This is a genomic window from Shinella sp. 838 (genome assembly GCF_029623935.1).
Lineage (GTDB): Bacteria > Pseudomonadota > Alphaproteobacteria > Rhizobiales > Rhizobiaceae > Shinella.
On sequence record NZ_JARSBQ010000003.1, the window covers coordinates 338,094 to 353,497 of the forward strand.

Below are 15,404 nucleotides of genomic sequence, written 5' to 3' on the forward strand. Positions count from 1 at the left end.
GAATGGCGATATAAACGTTTATATTGCGATCGTGATGAAAGCGGCCCGGCCCAGCCGGCACCGCGGAGAATGAAGGACGATACCGGTGCACAAGCCGCTCACGCAACAGAACCGCTTCGATGCTGCCCGTCCCCCGGCCGGCATGCTGGAGCTTGGTGTCTGCTACTATCCGGAGCAATGGCCGCGGGAGAAATGGGACGAGGACGCCCGCCGGATGGTGGCGCTGGGCCTGGCCTGGGTGCGCATCGGCGAGTTCTCCTGGTCGCACATCGAGCCGCAGGCCGGCGTCTTCCATTGGGAGTGGCTGGACGAGGCGATCGAGGTGCTCGGCTGCGCCGGCCTCAAGGTCATCTTGGGCACGCCGACGGCCGCCCCGCCGAAATGGCTGGTCGATCGTTATCCGGATATTCTGCCCGTCGACGAGCGTGGGGTGGTGCGCAAGTTCGGCGCGCGCCGGCACTATTGTTTCTCCAGCCGCCGCTACCGGTTGGAGGCCGCCCGCATCACCGAGGCCATGGTGCGCCGTTACGGTGAGAATCCCTTCGTGCATGCCTGGCAGACGGACAACGAATACGGTGACCACGATACGATCCACAGCTATTCCGATGAGGCGAAACTGGCCTTCCGGCAATGGCTCGCCGCGCGCTACGGCACGGCCGAGGCGATGAACCAGGCGTGGGGCACGACCTTCTGGAGCATGCACTACAACACGTTCGATGAGGTCGATCTGCCGAACAACCTCGTGGAAGAGCCGACGCCGAGCCATCTCGTCGACTATTTCCGCTTCTCCTCCGACCAGGTGCAGACCTTCAACAAGGCGCAGGCGGATATCATCCGACAGCATTCGCCGGGCCGCCCGGTGACGCACAATTTCATGTCGCAGAACACCGACTTCGACCATTACAAGGTGGGCGAGGATATCGATATTGCCTCCTGGGATGTCTATCCGATGGGGGGGCTGATCAACGGTCGCCTCAGCGCCGAGGAGAAGGCGCGCTACCTGCGCGTCGGCGATCCGGACCAGCCGGCCTTCAACCACGACCTCTACCGTGCCGTCGGCCGCGGCCGGGTGTGGGTGATGGAGCAGCAGCCGGGTCCCGTCAACTGGGCGGCGCACAACCAGTCGCCGGCCGACGGCATGGTAAGGCTGTGGACCTGGCTCGCCTATGCGCATGGCGTCGACATGGTCTCCTATTTCCGCTGGCGCCAGGCGCCGTTCGCGCAGGAGCAGTTCCATGCCGGCCTGCTGCTGCCGAACAGCGAGGTGGACCAGGGGTATATCGAGGTAGCGCAGGTCGCCGAGGAGATGGCGCGGTTGCCGAGGGGCGAGGTTCGGGAAAAGGCCGCTGTCGCGATCGTGCTCGACTACGAATCACGTTTCGCAACCCGCGCCCTTCCGCAGGGCCGCGGGTATGCCGCTTCGGCCATCGCGCTCGACTGGTATTCCGCCGTCGCGCGCCTCGGTGTGGATGTCGATTTCATCGGCCAGCATTCCGATCTCTCCGGCTACAGCCTGGTGCTGGCGCCTGACCTCGTCATCCCGGATGCTGCCTTCCTTGCCCGGCTGAAGGCGTCAAAGGCCAAGACTTTGTTTGGTCCGCGCAGCGGCAGCAAGACGCGGGACATGCACATTCCCGCCGACCTGCCGCCCGGCCCGCTCGCAGATCTCCTCGATTTCCGGGTGACGCGCGTCGAATCCTTGCCGGACTATCACAGCGAGCCCGTGCTCTACGGCAATGCGAGCCATCCGGTGACTGGCTGGCGGGAACTCATCCGCACGAACGAGACGGTGCTGGCGACCTTCGAAGGCGAGCACCGCCCGGGCTCCCCTGCTGTCATCGGCAATGACCGCGCGCGCTATGTCGGCACGCTGCCGCGCGGCGAATTTCTCGCGAAGCTGATGGGCGACACCCTCGGCTGGGCTGGCGTCGGAAGCCTGCCCGATCTCGGTGATCTCAGGCTCGCCCGCCGCGGCCGGCTGCACTTCGCCTTCAATTACGGCAGCAGCTCCGCTGCCGTGCCGGCTGGTGCGGATGCGACCTTCCTCGTTGGTGGCCGGCAGCTTGCGCCCGTCGATGTGGCAATCTGGACGGAAGGCGGCAACTAAAGCAGGTCCAGAAAACGCGTGAAGCGATTTTTCGTTCGGAACAATGCCAAAGCGTTCCTGGCCGCCGAGCCGGGGCTCCTCATCCGGTCCCTCCGTTCCTCCCTGGGCAGACGGATCGGGTGAGGGGTGGGCTTTTGCAGGCTGCCGGCCGCAGTCGAGAGGATTATCCGGCTTCCATTCCCGTCTGCGGCCGCACCGGCCGATGAGCCGTCTTGTTCCAGAAGAAGGGATTGTGGCGCAGCTCCCCGACGGCGCGCCAGGCGGCGACCGATAGCAGCAGCCAGTAGACCGGCGTCATCATCCAGTGCCTGCCCACGGCGGCCTGTTCGCTCTCCGTCATGCCACCCCGTCCGAGCGCGATGAAGACGGCGTAGCTGCCGAAGATGTTGATCATATCGAGCGTAAAGAGGGTGAGCTCGAGCGGCCCGACCGTAAACGCGGGCTGGAAGAACAGCGACCAGGTGATGAGGCCGAGATAGGCGATGATCAGCGGATGGGCGAGCGACGAGAGGATGAGCCCGCCGATCAGCACCTGGAAGACGAGGCTGGGCCAGAGGCCCATCTCCGAAACGAGGCGTGAGGGATGGCGCATCAGCACCAGCCAGGTCTGCAACCAGCCCTTGAACCAGCGCGTGCGCTGGCCGAGCCAGGCGTCTCGCCCGATGGGGGCCTCCTCGTAGGTCGGCCGGGTGAGCGTGCCGCAGCGGTAGCCGAGCCTGTAGAGGCGGAGCCCGAGATCGGCATCCTCGGTGACATTGTAGGGGTCCCATCCGCCGACCTGCTGGAGAACGCGCGTGCGGAAATGGTTGGACGTGCCGCCGAGCGGCACGGGCAGGCGCGCGGCGGCAAGGTGCGGCAGCAGCACGCGGAAGAGTCCGGCATATTCGAGCGCGAAAAGTGCGCTCAGCCAGCTTTCCCGTGCATTGGTGACGACGAGCGGCGCCTGGAGGCAGGCAATGTCCGGCGGACCTGCCTCGAAGGTCCGCCAGGCTTCCTCCAGCTGTAGGGGATCGACCCTGTCCTCGGCGTCGTAGATGACGAGATATTCGCCGCGTGCCGCGCCGAGCGCATAGGTGAGCGCCTTCGGCTTGGTGCGCGGCCGGCCAGGTGGCACCTCGACGATTTCGTACTGCCGGCCGAGGCGGGTGAGAGCGAGCGCATCGAGCGTTTCCTGGTCGTCCGCCTCGCAGATGAGCTTGATGTCGAGACGCGCAGCCGGCCATTCGATCCGGTTCAGGGTATCGATGAGCTGCGGCACCACGGCCGCTTCCCGATAGAGCGCCACGAAGATGGAGTAGGTCGGTCGCGGCCGGACCGATGGAGGCGGCAGCATCGGCCGGCGCTCCTGCCGCCACTTGGCAACGAGCGCGACAAGGCGGATCAGGAAGGTGCAGAAAAAGAGCAGGGTCACCACGATGTGCAACGCCAGCGTGGCCAGCCTGGGGGCAAGCGCAGCCAGCGTAAGGAGCAGAGTGACGGTGGCGCCGGTGTAGAAACCTTGCCGGCCGCGCAACGTAATACGGGCGCTCGCCTCGGGCATGGTGGCGTGCAGCTCCTCCACCGTGTCGCGCAGCCGCCTCTGCTGGCCGGCCTGCCAGAGTGCGGCCCGGAGAGCCGAGGGTGTGGTCGCCGCCATCATGCTGCGCAGCGCGGGGGCGTGTGCCAGCCGTTCGCCGAGATAGTCGAGCCGCTCGGCACTCGGCACGATTGCCGTGGTCGGCGGACGCGACGGATGGCGCAACCGTACTACGGTCGGGTCGATGAGTTGGCTATCGGCCCCGGGAAGATCCTCGACCTCTGCCGGATCCAGCCGGTCGAGGAACGGGATGTCCAGGATCTCGGCCAGCGCCTCGTAGTAGACATGTTCCGAGACCGAGCCGCTTGCCAAAAGCTCCGTTTCCAGCGATGTGCCGTGCTGGTTGGCACGCACCAGCATGGTGGAGATGAGGGGCTTCGATAGACCCAGGCGCCGGAAGAGGTGGGCCTCCGTCATCAGGCGGGAGGGTACGGTATCGTCGCGGGGTGGCGCCAGCGGTGCCGGCCGGATGCCGATTGCGGTAGCGAAACCGATGTCGTCGGGATATTCTGCCAGTCGCATGCAGCCCCGCAGCCGCGCAGGCAGCTACGCCCCCTTTAAACCCCAGGTTGATTGTAATGCGGCATATCAAAATTGCACCCCTGAAAATCTACGGGCTCCTTGCCTTCGGCCTGCTGCTGGCGGCGGTGCAGCCGCAGGATGTCGTGGCGCAGGAGCCTGCCTCGGTCGACCTGCCGATCCTGTTCGACACGCGTGAGCGCATCGCGCGGCCGGACCTGTCCGGCATCGTGCGGCTGCGCTTCCTGACAACCGTGGATTTCCCGCCGTTCAACTTCATCGACCAGACCGGCAAGCTCGCCGGTTTCCATGTCGATCTGGTGCGGGAGATTTGCCGGGAGCTGGCGCTCACCGAAAAATGTCAGATCCAGGCTGTGACGTTCCCGGAGTTGGAAAAAGCGCTCATCGACGGCAATGGCGAGGCGGTGGCCGCGGGTGTCGCCGTCACCGCGGAGCTGCGCAAGCGTTTTGTCTTCTCTCGCCCCTTCATGCGCCTGCCGGCCCGTTTCGCCGTGGCAAAGAAGACCCCGCCCGCCGGCGCGACCGCGGCCGCGCTCGATGGCAAGCGTGTCGGCGTCGTCGCGGCGAGTGCGCACGAGGCGATGCTGAAGGCCTTTTTCCCGCGCGTGCAGGCGGAAGCCTTTGCTGATCGGGCCGCCCTGCTGGCAAGCCTCAAGGACGGCAAGGTGGAGGCGGTCTTCGGGGACGGGATGCAGCTCGCCTTCTGGACGAGCGGCTCGGAATCGGCCGGCTGCTGCCGTCTGTTCGATGGGCCTTACCTGTCGGAGCGTTTCCTTGGCGAAGGGCTCACCATCATGTTCCGCAAGGAGGACGCGACGATAACCGGCGCCATCGACCATGCGCTGCTGGCGCTCTCGCGCAGCGGCCGCCTGCAGGAAATCTATCTGCGCTACTTCCCGGTCAATCTCTACGGCGGCTGAAGCGGCCTACTGGCTGGCCCAGATGATGCGGGCGATCCAGTCCACGTCGTCGATGTCGAAATTGCGGTTCGGGTGTTCGGGATTGAGCGAGACGAGTTCGATCGTGCGTGGCGTCTGGCGGTGCAGCACCTTGGCCATGACCTCACCCTCGCGCGTCTTGACGACGACGCGGTCGCCGCGGCGCACCTGCGCGCCCGGTTCGACGATCAGGACGTCGCCGTCGCGGTAGAGCGGCAGCATGCTGTCGCCCTGCACCTCCAACGCGTAGACGCCGGGCTTTCGATCTGGCGAAGCCGGAAACTCCACCACGTCCCAGCCCTGGCCGGCGGGAAAGCCGCCATCGTCGAAGAAGCCGCCCGCGCCGGCCTGGGCGAAGCCGAGCAGGGGAATGGTGCCGGTCTGCGGCGGAAAGGCGCCATGCGGCAGAGCCGCGTCGCGCGCCGGGTCGGCCAGCGTGAAGAACTCGTCGATCGAGGCGCCGGTTGCATCGAGCACCTTGGCGATCGATTCCGTCGATGGCCAGCGCTGGCGGCCGTCGGCACCCTGCCGCTTCGACTTGTTGAAGGATGTCGGGTCGAGCCCGGCGCGGCGGGCAAGGCCGGACGGAGAGAGCCGATTGCGCTCGGCAAGGGCGTCTATCGCTGCCCAGATCCGGTCGTGGGAGAACATGCTGAAAAACCCTGCCAAGGCAACGGACCGGCAAGGGCCGGTCCGACTGATCGGAAGCATATCCAAGGAGGGTGAATGAGTAAAGGAAAAAGGATTATTTTCCTGTGTTCTTTCCGATCCGGTTTTCGGCCGCCCGGCGCCGGGCCACGACGCTCTCGCGCCAGATGGTGAAGATGCCGGCGCCGACGACGATGGCCGAGCCGAGCACCATGTTGAGGTTCAACGTTTCACCGAAGACGCTGACGCCGATGATCGCCGCCAGCACGACCTGCAGATAGGTGAGCGGCTGCACGGCGGCGGCATCGAGCAGGTCATAGGCGCGGATCAGGAAATAATGGCTCGACATGCCGGTGATGCAGAGCAGGCCCATCCACAGCCAGTCGCCCGGTGTGAGGTTCGTCCAGAAGAAGGGACCGACAAGCGAGATCGCCACGGCGCCGACCACGCCGGTGTAGAAGAAGCTCGTCGAGGCCGTGTCCTCGCGGCTGACGAGGCGGGTGGCAATGACATAGACCGCGAACATCAGCGCGGAGATGAGCGGCAGCAGCACGCCCATGTCGAAAGCGCTGCCGGCGGGATTGAGGATGATCAGCACGCCGCAAAGCCCGATACCGATCGCCGTCCAGCGCCGCCAGCCGACCCGCTCGCCGAGCAGCGACATCGACAGGAGTGCAACGAAGATCGGTCCCGATGCCAGGATCGCCTGGGAATGGGCTAGGCCGACCTTGGTGAAGGCGGTGATGGTAACGACGATCTGGAAGGCAAGGAGGACGCCGCGCAGGATTTGCAGGGCCGGCCGTTTCGTCGCTGCCACGACCTTCAGGCCACCCGGGCTGCGGGCGCCCAGCGCCATCGCAAAGGCGCCGAAGGCCCAGAAGCGCAGCATGGCGATGAAGACCGGCGGGTAGAGGCTGCCGAGATGTTTCGAGATCGCGTCCTGCAGGCTGAAGATCAGGATGGCAAGCAGGGTGAAGAGATAGCCGGTGCGTTTGGAGTCCATGGCTCGCGCATATACCTGTGTGGCCCCGCTTGCACGTTGAAACTTGCAGGCAAAACGGACTTTTCGTGGCGCGGTTCAAAGTGGTGGGAAAAATTTCCTTGCCCCCTGATTTTCAGCCTCTTTCGCCGCATCGAGCGCCGCGCTATCAAGGCACAGCGCGGCGCTTCCGCGCCTTCGAGGTCCATTCCGTGCAAAAGACCGTCTCTTCCGGCATTCTGCTGACGTCCTTCGCCTATTTCATGTTTTCCCTGCAGGATGCGACGGTCAAATGGCTCGTCGCGGCCTTGCCGGTCTGGCAGATCCTGTTCGTGCGCAGCCTGACGATCTTCGCGCTCTGTCTTGCCTTCGGCGGGCGCCCGCTCGTGCAAAGCGCGCGCCGCTCGCCTGTGCTGAAGCCGCTCTTCCTGCGCAATCTGCTGCTGCTTGCCGCCTGGCTGTCCTACTATACCGCCGCGCGTGATCTCGGTCTGGCGGAACTCACCACGCTGTACTACGCCTCGCCGGTCGTCATGACGATCCTCTCGGTGCCGATCCTCGGCGAGAAGGTGCCGGGATACCGGTGGTTCGCGGTGGTGATCGGCTTCGTCGGCGTGGTCATCGCCTGCGGGGTTGCGGCCAAGGGGGTACAGCTTTCGCTGCCCGTCTATCTCGCCCTGCAGGCGGCGATCTTCTGGGCGGTGGCAACGGTGCTGCTGCGCAAGACGGCGCTGCATGAACGAACGCAAGTGCAGGTGACCATATCGAGTTTCTTTTTCCTCCTCTTCACGGCCTTCGCGCTGCCTTTCGTCTGGCAGCCGGTCGCGCTGCTCGACTTGGCGCTGATGGCCGGAACGGGGGTCATTGCCGGCATCGGGCAGTTCGCGATGTTCGAGGGGATGCGCCGAGCGCCGGTCTCCGTGCTTGCTCCCTTCGAATATTCCTCGCTGGTCTGGGCCTTCGCGCTCGGTTATCTCATCTGGAGCGACGTGCCGGGCTCGAATGTCTTCATCGGTGCCACGCTGATCTTTTCCGCGGGCATGGTCATCATTGCCAGCGAACGGTTCGCCGGGCGCTTCCGTGTCAGGATCTAGCCCCTTAAGTGACGAAACAACCAAAAGAATTCCGTTTTCGTCACGTTGGTTGGTTGCAAGCGAACATTACAACGATATTGTCGCCGTCCTGTAGACGGCTTGAACCGGGGGGTTAGATGCCGATTTCGAACGCCGCCTTCGTGCGCTCGACGGTTATTCTGTTGATTGCTGGCATGTTCGCGTTGCTCGGCATTGTCGGCACGTCGCTCTGGCTCGTCAGCAAGGTGCAGGACTATTTCGCGGATTTTATCGAAGTGCGCGAGGCGCGCAGCGCCGCTGCCGACCTGCTCTCCATCGTCAAGGACGCGGAAACGGGCCAGCGCGGTTTCATCATAACGGCCGACACCGCCTTCCGAGGTCCTTACGATGACGCTCTGCGCGCCGTCGCCGAGCGGGAAAAGGTCTTCCTGGAAAAGACGGAGCGCTTGCCTGAATATGTCGAGCGGGCAGCACGGGTCAGTAAACTTGTGGAGCAGAAGCTGGCGGAGCTGGCCGGAACCGTCGCCCTCATGGAGCAGGGCCGGCAGGCGGAGGCTGTCGAAGAGGTTAAGACCGATCGGGGCCGCGTGCTGATGGATGAGCTTCGCACTGAGGTCGGCTTCATCCTCGATGATGCGGACCGGCATCTGGAGGAGAGTGTCGTCGATACGCTCTCGTCCGCCAGCGCGCTGCAATGGACGACGATCATCGGCGCGATCGCGATTATAGGCGTACTGGGCGGCGCCGCCACCGTCGTCATGCAATATACCCGCGACCTCGTCGTCGCCCGCCGCGAAGTGGAGACGCTGAACGCCACGCTGGAAAAACGCGTCGACGAGCGCACGGAGGAGCTGATCCGCGCCAACCAGGAAGTGCAGCGCTTCGCCTATATCGTGACGCACGACCTGCGCGCGCCGCTCGTCAACATCATGGGCTTCACCAGCGAGCTGCAGGCCTCGCTTGCGTCCATCCAGAGCTATGTGCTGGCCGACGGCAAGGCGCCGAGCGAAGGGGATATTCTCGAAGCGCGCCGCGCCGCTTCCGAGGACCTGCCGGAGGCGATCGGCTTCATCCGCTCCTCCACCAAGAAGATGGACGGTCTCATCAACGCCATCCTGAAGATTTCGCGCGACGGGCGGCGGGAGCTGCGCATCGAGCGCGTCGACATCAAGGCGCTTGTGGAAACGGGTGCGGCGGCGGTGGGCCATCAGGTCGGCGAATCCGATGGCAAGGTCACCATCGACGAAAAGCTGCCGACCGTCATTTCCGATCGGCTGTCACTGGAGCAGGTTTTCGGCAATCTCTTCGACAATGCGATCAAGTACCAGTCGCCGGGCCGGCCGCTGCGCATCTCCGTGACCGCGAAGAACGGCGGCCGGGCTGGTGCCGTCATCGAGTTCACCGACAACGGCCGTGGCATCTCGCCGGAGGACCACGAGCGGGTCTTCGAGCTGTTCCGCCGCTCGGGCGCCCAGGACAAGCCCGGCGAAGGCATAGGCCTGGCGCATGTGCGTTCACTGATGCGCAATCTTGGTGGTGATATCATCGTCCGATCCGAACTCGGGCAGGGGACGACCTTCGTGCTCCGTCTTCCGCCCGACCTCAGCAAAGTAGTCAGGAGTATGCAGGCATGAACGGACTGGGCAAGGAAGTCACCATCGTCATGATCGAGGACGACGAGGGCCATGCGCGCCTCATCGAGAAGAACATCCGCCGCGCCGGCGTGCACAACGAGGTCGTGCCCTTCACCAACGGCACGGAAGCGCTCGATTTCGTGCTCGGCAAGGATCGTTCTGGCCTTGCGAGCGCCGGCAGGTTCCTGTTGATCCTGCTCGACCTCAACCTGCCCGACATGTCCGGCATCGATATCCTGCAGCGCATCAAGACCAATACCCACACGAAGCGCCTGCCGGTCGTCATCCTGACGACGACGGACGATGAGCGGGAGATCCAGCGCTGCTACGATCTCGGCGCGAACGTCTACATCACCAAGCCGGTGGAATATGAAAGCTTCGCTCATGCGATCCGCCAGCTCGGCCTGTTCTTCTCCGTGATCCAGATCCCCGAGACGCAGTAAATGAAGGAAGCCTCGGTCCGCATCCTCTATATCGACGACGACCCGATCCTCGCGCGGCTCGCCCAGCGTGCGCTCGGCCGTCTTGGTTACGAGGTGCTGCATGCCGAGGATGTGGAGCATGGCCGCGCGCTTTTCACCGACGGCGGTTTCGCCGCTGTCGTGCTCGACCACTTCCTGAAATCGGGCACGGGCCTTTCCTTCCTGAAGGAGCTTTCCGATGCGCCGGGGGCGGTGCCTGTCGTCTATGTGACGGGGTCGAACGATGCCCAGGTCGCCATCGAGGCGCTGAAGGCTGGCGCTGCCGACTATGTGATCAAGTCGGTCGGCGACGATTTCATGCCGCTGCTGACCAATGCACTTGGCCAGGCATTGGAAAATGCCGAGTTGAAGCGCGCGAAGCTTCGTGCCGAACAGGAGATCCGCGCCGCCAAGGAGCGGGCCGAGGTGCTGCTGGCGGAAGTGAACCACCGCGTCGGCAATTCGCTGGCGCTCGCCGCCGCGCTCATCCGCCTCCAGATGTCGAGCGCATCCGACGAGGCGGTAAAGGAGGCGCTGTCGGAAACGCAGGCCCGCATCACCGCGATTGCCGGCATTCACCGGCGGCTCTACACGTCGGAAGACGTGCGCCATGTCGATATGGGGGCCTATCTCTCGACGCTGCTCTCCGAGCTCGACACGTCGATGAAGGGCCATGGCCGCAACGTGCGGCTCAACCGGATGCTGGAGCCGCTGCACGTGCCGACCGACCGCGCCGTATCGCTCGGCGTCATCGTAACCGAACTCGTCACGAACGCCTTCAAGTATGCCTATGGCGAGACTGGCGGCGAGGTGCGCGTCGGCTTCACCCGCCTCGACCCGGAAACCGCGTTGCTTTTCGTCGAGGACGACGGCATCGGCTGGCGCGGGGAGGGGCCGGTACGCGGCACCGGTCTCGGCTCCAAGATCATCGGTGCCATGGCGTCAAGCCTCGGCGCCAAGCTCGCCTATGCCAGCCGCACCGTCGGCACGCGTGCCGAGCTGCTGGTGCGCATGGCCGACGCCGCACGTCCCGCGTAGAGCGGGATACCGGACGGCAAAAGACCCGGATGCAGGGGACATCCGGGTCTTTGGGGAGGTCAGTCTGGGCGATGTTTACTTGCAGACCTTGATCTTCTTGATGACGACGTTGCCGTAGTAGTCGTAGGACTTCACCTTCTTGATGAAGCAATAGGGCTCGTAGCCGTAGCTGTAGTAGCCTGCCTGCGAAGGGGCCGCGAAGGAGACGGCGGCGACGAGGGCAACGGTGGCGGAAACGATGATCTTGCGCATGGGTCTCTCCTGATCTCTGGTAAGGATGAGCCTCTCTCATCCGGTGATCAGAAGGTCGCACATCGCCCCGCCGCCCGCTGTTCCGCAGGAAACAGGAGAAACGCTGCGCCGCCCGGCCGGTGCCTGCGCGACGGGCCATCCTTGTTGACGGCCGGCTCAGATGGTTGGTGAGGCTGGGCGCTTGCTGGATTTGCGGGCTGGCTTCGGCGGCGCCTCGACCGGTTCCTGTTGCATGCGCAGGGCGCGTAGCCGGGCGGTCTTCTTTTCCCGCTCGGTTGCTTCGGCAGCGATGATGGTGCGCGCCGTATGGTCGGTCGTGGCTGCCTTCTCCTGGGCGGAAAGCTTGGCGGGATTGAAGAATTTATCCTTGGTCGCGGTCATGATCTCTCCTTTCTGGAGTGATGTCCGACAGGGCGAGCCGGGCGGCGGAATGCACCACCCGGCGCTATAACGGGGAATGGTTAGCGGGCAGGGCGCACCGCACGCTTGGGTGCGGGCAGCAGGCCCTCGCGCTGCATTTTCTTGCGGGCGAGCTTGCGTTGGCGGCGAATGGCTTCCGCCTTCTCGCGCGCCCGTTTCTCGGATGGTTTCTCAAAGGCGCTGCGCGCCTTCATTTCGCGAAACAGACCTTCACGCTGCATCTTCTTCTTCAGCACACGAAGCGCTTGGTCGACATTGTTGTCTCTGACGAGAACCTGCACGATATGTCCTTTCTCTCGCGGCTTGCGCCGCACTGGGTGTAGATATGCCGCCGCGGCACCATCACTCTGCAAGGAGTGATGCAAGCCACCTAGGCGACCGCCACTCTCCTTCAACTGCCGTCACCGCTTGCTTCGCAAGCGATAGCGCCACTTGCCGACGCGCATGCTCGACGGTTTTGGCCACGGACCGCTCTTGCCAGCGACGGTTGTCGTTATCCCGCTTGACGCGGGGCTACCACTTTCATCGCTATCAATATCGCTGTTTACGATGCGTCGCTCGAAATTCTCGTTGTCGATCTGCACCCGATACTGGGCTTCTCCATGGTCGGCGGGCAGGATGCCGATGGTCCGGCATCGTTGCTCTCCCGTCACCGAGCGGGACCGGCTGGCCTTCAGAACCACTCGGTCGCCAATGGCATAGGTTTTCTGACCCATGGCACTCTCCTTCGAGGCTATGGAAACAAAAAGGCCGGGCGTTACCCCGACCTCTTCCCGTCATTCAACGCTCCGCCGCCAGTACATCCGTGGTCGGCAGGCGGAATGACAATCTTATGCGGCGCGAAGGTTGTCGGCCGAGTTCTTGCCGGACTTGCGGTCACGGACGATCTCGTAGCTTATCTTCTGGCCTTCGGCGAGCGAGCCAAGGCCCGAGCGCTCGACGGCAGAAATGTGAACGAACACATCCGTCGTGCCGTCATCAGGCTGAATGAAGCCGAAACCCTTGGTGCTGTTGAACCACTTTACGGTGCCCGAATTCATGATGATAACCTTTCCATCTCTAGTGTAATTGAACGATGTTTCGTCCATTTTGATCGATCTTGAAAGGAAATCTGACAGAGCTTGGAAGCTCGAAGACAAAGGTCGCAAGCAGTTTTCGACGGAACTCGTATAAGGTCTATTCACGAATATGCAATGGCTGGGCGGGATTTTTTGAAAAATGATCCCGGAAAGCATCGAAAAAGCAGAAGAATCGCTGACTTCGTTTAGAATTAAATTTACGGTTTCGATTGTTTTATTTTCACCGCTACGCATGTGATCGAGGGGCTGAAACGAAAAAGGATGGCAGTGCGCCATCCTTTTCATTTCGATCAGCCTTCGTCAGGCTGCCTTCTTCGCCTCCGGTGCAAAGCGGCTGTAGAAGGTCTCGTCCTTGGCAGCCATGTCTTTCAGCAGCGGTGTCGGCTGGAAGTGGCTGCCATAGTTGGCAGCGAGCGTCTCGCAGAGGGCGATGAAAGCCTTCACACCCATACCGTCGATGTAGGACAGCGTGCCGCCGGTATAGGGAGCAAAACCGAAGCCGAGGATGGAGCCGACATCGGCCTCGCGCGGATCGGTGACGATGCCCTCTTCCATGGTGCGCGCGGCTTCCAGCGCAATGGTAACGAGCAGGCGCTCCTTCAGCACCTTGACGTCGACGTCGTCGGGCTTCTGCTGTGGGTAGAGGTCCTTCAGGCCCGGCCACAGCTTCTTCTTGGCGGGCTTCGGCGGATAGTCGTAAAAGCCCTTGCCGGCCTTTCGGCCGAGGCGGCCTTCGCCCTCCACCAGCTTGGTGACGAGTTCCATATGGCGTGGATCGACCGATTGCGGGCCAAGGTCGGCAATGGAGGCCTTGAAGATCTTGTAGGAAAGGTCGACGGCGACCTCGTCGTTGAGCGACAGCGGGCCGACCGGCATGCCGGCCATCTTGGCGGCATTCTCGATCATCGCCGCCGGCACGCCTTCGATCAGCATGTCATAGGCTTCGGCCATGTAGCGGAAGACGCAGCGGTTGACATAGAAGCCGCGTGTGTCGTTGACGACGATCGGCGTCTTCTTGATGGCGGCGACATAGTCGAGTGCGGTGGCGATCGCCCGGTCGCCCGTCTCTTTGCCGAGGATCACCTCCACGAGCATCATTTTGTCGACCGGCGAGAAGAAGTGGATGCCGATGAATTGCTCCGGGCGCTTCGAATTCCCAGCAAGCCCTGATATCGGCAGCGTCGAGGTGTTGGAGGCGAAAATGGCGTCTTCGCGCAGCACGGCCTCGATCTTTTCCGTGACCTCCTTCTTGACGTTGCGGTCCTCGAAGACCGCCTCGATGACGAGATCGGCATCGGCAAGGCTCGCGTAGTCGGGCGTCGGGGTGATGAGGGAAAGCAGCTTCTCGCCGTCTTCCTTCGTCATGCGGCCCTTGCTTATCGCGCCGGTGACGAGCCCCTGCGAAACGCTCTTGCCCTTGTCGGCCGCTTCCTGGTCGCGGTCGATGAGCACGACCGGGATGCCGGCGGCAGCCGTCACATAGGCGATGGAGGCGCCCATGAAGCCGGCGCCGACGACGGCGACCTTCCTGAATTCTGCCTTCGGCTGGCCGGCCGGCCGGCGGGCACCCTTGCCAAGCTCCTGCATGGAGACGAACAGCGACCGGATCATCGAGAAGGCTTCGGTCGTCTGGAGGATATGGGTGAAGTAGCGCTGCTCGATCCTGAGCCCCGTATCGAAGGGCACCTGCAGCCCTTCATAGACGCATTTGAGGATGGCGAGCGCGCCCGGATAGTTGCCGGCCGTCTCGCGGCGCAGGATGGCGGGCGCGGCGGGCCAGAGCTGGGCTGCGGCCGGTGTCCAGATGCCGCCGCCCGGCGCCTTGAAGCCCTTCTCGTCCCAGGGCTGGACGGGCTTCAGGCCGTCCTTGATCATCTGCTTGGCGGCGGGGATGAGCTGGTCGGGCTCCACCACCTGATGCACGAGATTCATCGCCTTGGCGCGCGCGCCGGTCAGCGATGAGCCGGTCGTCATCATCTGCAGGGCGTCCTGCGCATTGGCAAGGCGTGGCACGCGCTGGGTGCCGCCGGCGCCCGGGAAGATGCCAACCTTGACCTCGGGAAGCGCGATCTTGACCGACTTGGCATTCGAGGCGACACGGCCGTGGCAGGCGAGCGACATTTCGAAGGCGCCGCCCATGCAGGTGCCGTTGATGGCGGCGACCCAGGGTTTGCCGCAAGTTTCCAGCTTGCGGAACAGCCAGGTCATGCGCCCGGTGGCCTCGAAGAGCTTTTCGACGGCGCTCGCCGGATCCTTCGCCTGTGCATCCTTGAGGAGGTCGAAGCTCGCCTGGATCATCGAAAGATCGGCGCCGCCGGAGAAGGAGGATTTTCCGGAGGTGATGACGACGCCCTTGACCGCGCTGTCCGCCACGACCTGGTCGATGATCTTGTCCAGCTCGTCCATCACCTCGATGGTGAAGACGTTCATCGACTTTTCCGGCATGTCCCAGGTGACGAGCGCAATGCCGTCCGCGTCGGTCTCGATGGTGAAGTTCTTGTAGCTCATGGTGGGATTCCTCTTCCCTGAAATCTTGTACGGAGCGGCCGTTTGCCCCTCATCCGCCTGCCGGCACCTTCTCCCCGTGAACGGGGAGAAGGGACATGCCGCGACGTCGCCGTTCCCCCTCGCCCCGCTTGCGGGGAGAGGGCGCGCCGAG

At 63.7% G+C, this 15,404-nt stretch carries 15 protein-coding genes; 6 read left to right on the forward strand and 9 right to left on the reverse strand.

Annotated features, from left to right (window positions below; all coding sequences use genetic code 11):
- Nucleotides 1-85: 85 nt before the first annotated feature.
- Entirely contained in the window at nucleotides 86-2,107 is a 2,022-nt protein-coding gene (locus tag P9A16_RS13175) for a beta-galactosidase (protein ID WP_430440207.1), read from the forward strand.
- Nucleotides 2,108-2,270: 163 nt separating this feature from the next.
- On the opposite strand, the gene P9A16_RS13180 is transcribed toward P9A16_RS13175, so the two are convergent.
- Nucleotides 2,271-4,205: a glycosyltransferase family 2 protein gene (locus P9A16_RS13180; RefSeq protein ID WP_023513061.1), complete on the reverse strand. Its 1,935-nt coding sequence runs from the start codon at nucleotides 4,203-4,205 to the stop codon at nucleotides 2,271-2,273.
- 56 nt (nucleotides 4,206-4,261) lie between these two features.
- Between P9A16_RS13180 and P9A16_RS13185 the strand changes: the two genes are divergently transcribed.
- Nucleotides 4,262-5,143 (forward strand): transporter substrate-binding domain-containing protein, encoded by an 882-nt coding sequence (locus P9A16_RS13185; protein WP_023513060.1) that lies wholly within the window; start codon nucleotides 4,262-4,264, stop codon nucleotides 5,141-5,143.
- 6 nt (nucleotides 5,144-5,149) lie between these two features.
- Here P9A16_RS13185 and P9A16_RS13190 read toward each other — a convergent pair whose 3' ends face one another.
- Nucleotides 5,150-5,812, reverse strand: coding sequence for a S24 family peptidase (locus P9A16_RS13190; protein WP_023513059.1), 663 nt, complete (start codon nucleotides 5,810-5,812; stop codon nucleotides 5,150-5,152).
- 94 nt (nucleotides 5,813-5,906) lie between these two features.
- Nucleotides 5,907-6,812: a DMT family transporter gene (locus P9A16_RS13195; RefSeq protein WP_023513058.1), complete on the reverse strand. Its 906-nt coding sequence runs from the start codon at nucleotides 6,810-6,812 to the stop codon at nucleotides 5,907-5,909.
- Nucleotides 6,813-7,000: 188 nt separating this feature from the next.
- Between P9A16_RS13195 and P9A16_RS13200 the strand changes: the two genes are divergently transcribed.
- From P9A16_RS13200 to P9A16_RS13215, 4 genes are all read left to right on the forward strand, one after another.
- Nucleotides 7,001-7,882, forward strand: a complete 882-nt coding sequence (locus tag P9A16_RS13200; RefSeq protein ID WP_023515405.1) for a DMT family transporter — start codon at nucleotides 7,001-7,003, stop codon at nucleotides 7,880-7,882.
- A gap of 116 nt (nucleotides 7,883-7,998) precedes the next feature.
- The gene (locus P9A16_RS13205; RefSeq protein WP_023515406.1) at nucleotides 7,999-9,495 is read left to right on the forward strand and encodes a sensor histidine kinase; all 1,497 of its coding nucleotides are present in this window, start codon (nucleotides 7,999-8,001) and stop codon (nucleotides 9,493-9,495) included.
- Nucleotides 9,492-9,938 carry a response regulator gene (locus P9A16_RS13210; RefSeq protein ID WP_023515407.1) on the forward strand — a complete coding sequence of 149 codons (447 nt, stop codon included), beginning with the start codon at nucleotides 9,492-9,494 and terminating at the stop codon, nucleotides 9,936-9,938. The genes P9A16_RS13205 and P9A16_RS13210 overlap by 4 nt, the downstream gene beginning before the upstream one ends.
- A complete protein-coding gene (locus P9A16_RS13215) occupies nucleotides 9,939-10,994 on the forward strand; it encodes a sensor histidine kinase (RefSeq protein WP_023515755.1) in 1,056 nt (351 codons plus the stop codon).
- Between the two features lie 75 nt (nucleotides 10,995-11,069).
- Here P9A16_RS13215 and P9A16_RS13220 read toward each other — a convergent pair whose 3' ends face one another.
- The 6 genes from P9A16_RS13220 to P9A16_RS13245 form a co-directional block, all read right to left on the reverse strand.
- Nucleotides 11,070-11,246: a hypothetical protein gene (locus P9A16_RS13220; RefSeq protein WP_024270203.1), complete on the reverse strand. Its 177-nt coding sequence runs from the start codon at nucleotides 11,244-11,246 to the stop codon at nucleotides 11,070-11,072.
- A 156-nt stretch (nucleotides 11,247-11,402) separates the two neighbouring features.
- Nucleotides 11,403-11,627: a hypothetical protein gene (locus tag P9A16_RS13225; protein WP_024270202.1), complete on the reverse strand. Its 225-nt coding sequence runs from the start codon at nucleotides 11,625-11,627 to the stop codon at nucleotides 11,403-11,405.
- Between the two features lie 80 nt (nucleotides 11,628-11,707).
- A complete protein-coding gene (gene rpsU, locus P9A16_RS13230) occupies nucleotides 11,708-11,947 on the reverse strand; it encodes a 30S ribosomal protein S21 (protein ID WP_024270201.1) in 240 nt (79 codons plus the stop codon).
- Nucleotides 11,948-12,067: 120 nt separating this feature from the next.
- A complete protein-coding gene (locus tag P9A16_RS13235; protein ID WP_024270200.1) occupies nucleotides 12,068-12,382 on the reverse strand; it encodes a hypothetical protein in 315 nt (104 codons plus the stop codon).
- A gap of 114 nt (nucleotides 12,383-12,496) precedes the next feature.
- A complete protein-coding gene (locus tag P9A16_RS13240) occupies nucleotides 12,497-12,706 on the reverse strand; it encodes a cold-shock protein (protein WP_024270199.1) in 210 nt (69 codons plus the stop codon).
- Nucleotides 12,707-13,045: 339 nt separating this feature from the next.
- The gene (locus P9A16_RS13245; RefSeq protein WP_024270198.1) at nucleotides 13,046-15,253 is read right to left on the reverse strand and encodes an FAD-dependent oxidoreductase; all 2,208 of its coding nucleotides are present in this window, start codon (nucleotides 15,251-15,253) and stop codon (nucleotides 13,046-13,048) included.
- Nucleotides 15,254-15,404: the final 151 nt, after the last annotated feature.

Coding starts and splice junctions, on each gene's coding strand:
- P9A16_RS13235 (WP_024270200.1), bottom strand. CDS start 12,382: ATGGGTCAGAAAACCTATGCCATTGGCGACCGAGTGGTTCTGAAGGCC.
- P9A16_RS13225 (WP_024270202.1), bottom strand. CDS start 11,627: ATGACCGCGACCAAGGATAAATTCTTCAATCCCGCCAAGCTTTCCGCC.
- P9A16_RS13245 (WP_024270198.1), bottom strand. CDS start 15,253: ATGAGCTACAAGAACTTCACCATCGAGACCGACGCGGACGGCATTGCG.
- P9A16_RS13190 (WP_023513059.1), bottom strand. CDS start 5,812: ATGTTCTCCCACGACCGGATCTGGGCAGCGATAGACGCCCTTGCCGAG.
- P9A16_RS13180 (WP_023513061.1), bottom strand. CDS start 4,205: ATGCGACTGGCAGAATATCCCGACGACATCGGTTTCGCTACCGCAATC.
- P9A16_RS13185 (WP_023513060.1), top strand. CDS start 4,262: ATGCGGCATATCAAAATTGCACCCCTGAAAATCTACGGGCTCCTTGCC.
- P9A16_RS13215 (WP_023515755.1), top strand. CDS start 9,939: ATGAAGGAAGCCTCGGTCCGCATCCTCTATATCGACGACGACCCGATC.
- P9A16_RS13205 (WP_023515406.1), top strand. CDS start 7,999: ATGCCGATTTCGAACGCCGCCTTCGTGCGCTCGACGGTTATTCTGTTG.
- P9A16_RS13220 (WP_024270203.1), bottom strand. CDS start 11,246: ATGCGCAAGATCATCGTTTCCGCCACCGTTGCCCTCGTCGCCGCCGTC.
- P9A16_RS13210 (WP_023515407.1), top strand. CDS start 9,492: ATGAACGGACTGGGCAAGGAAGTCACCATCGTCATGATCGAGGACGAC.
- P9A16_RS13240 (WP_024270199.1), bottom strand. CDS start 12,706: ATGAATTCGGGCACCGTAAAGTGGTTCAACAGCACCAAGGGTTTCGGC.
- P9A16_RS13195 (WP_023513058.1), bottom strand. CDS start 6,812: ATGGACTCCAAACGCACCGGCTATCTCTTCACCCTGCTTGCCATCCTG.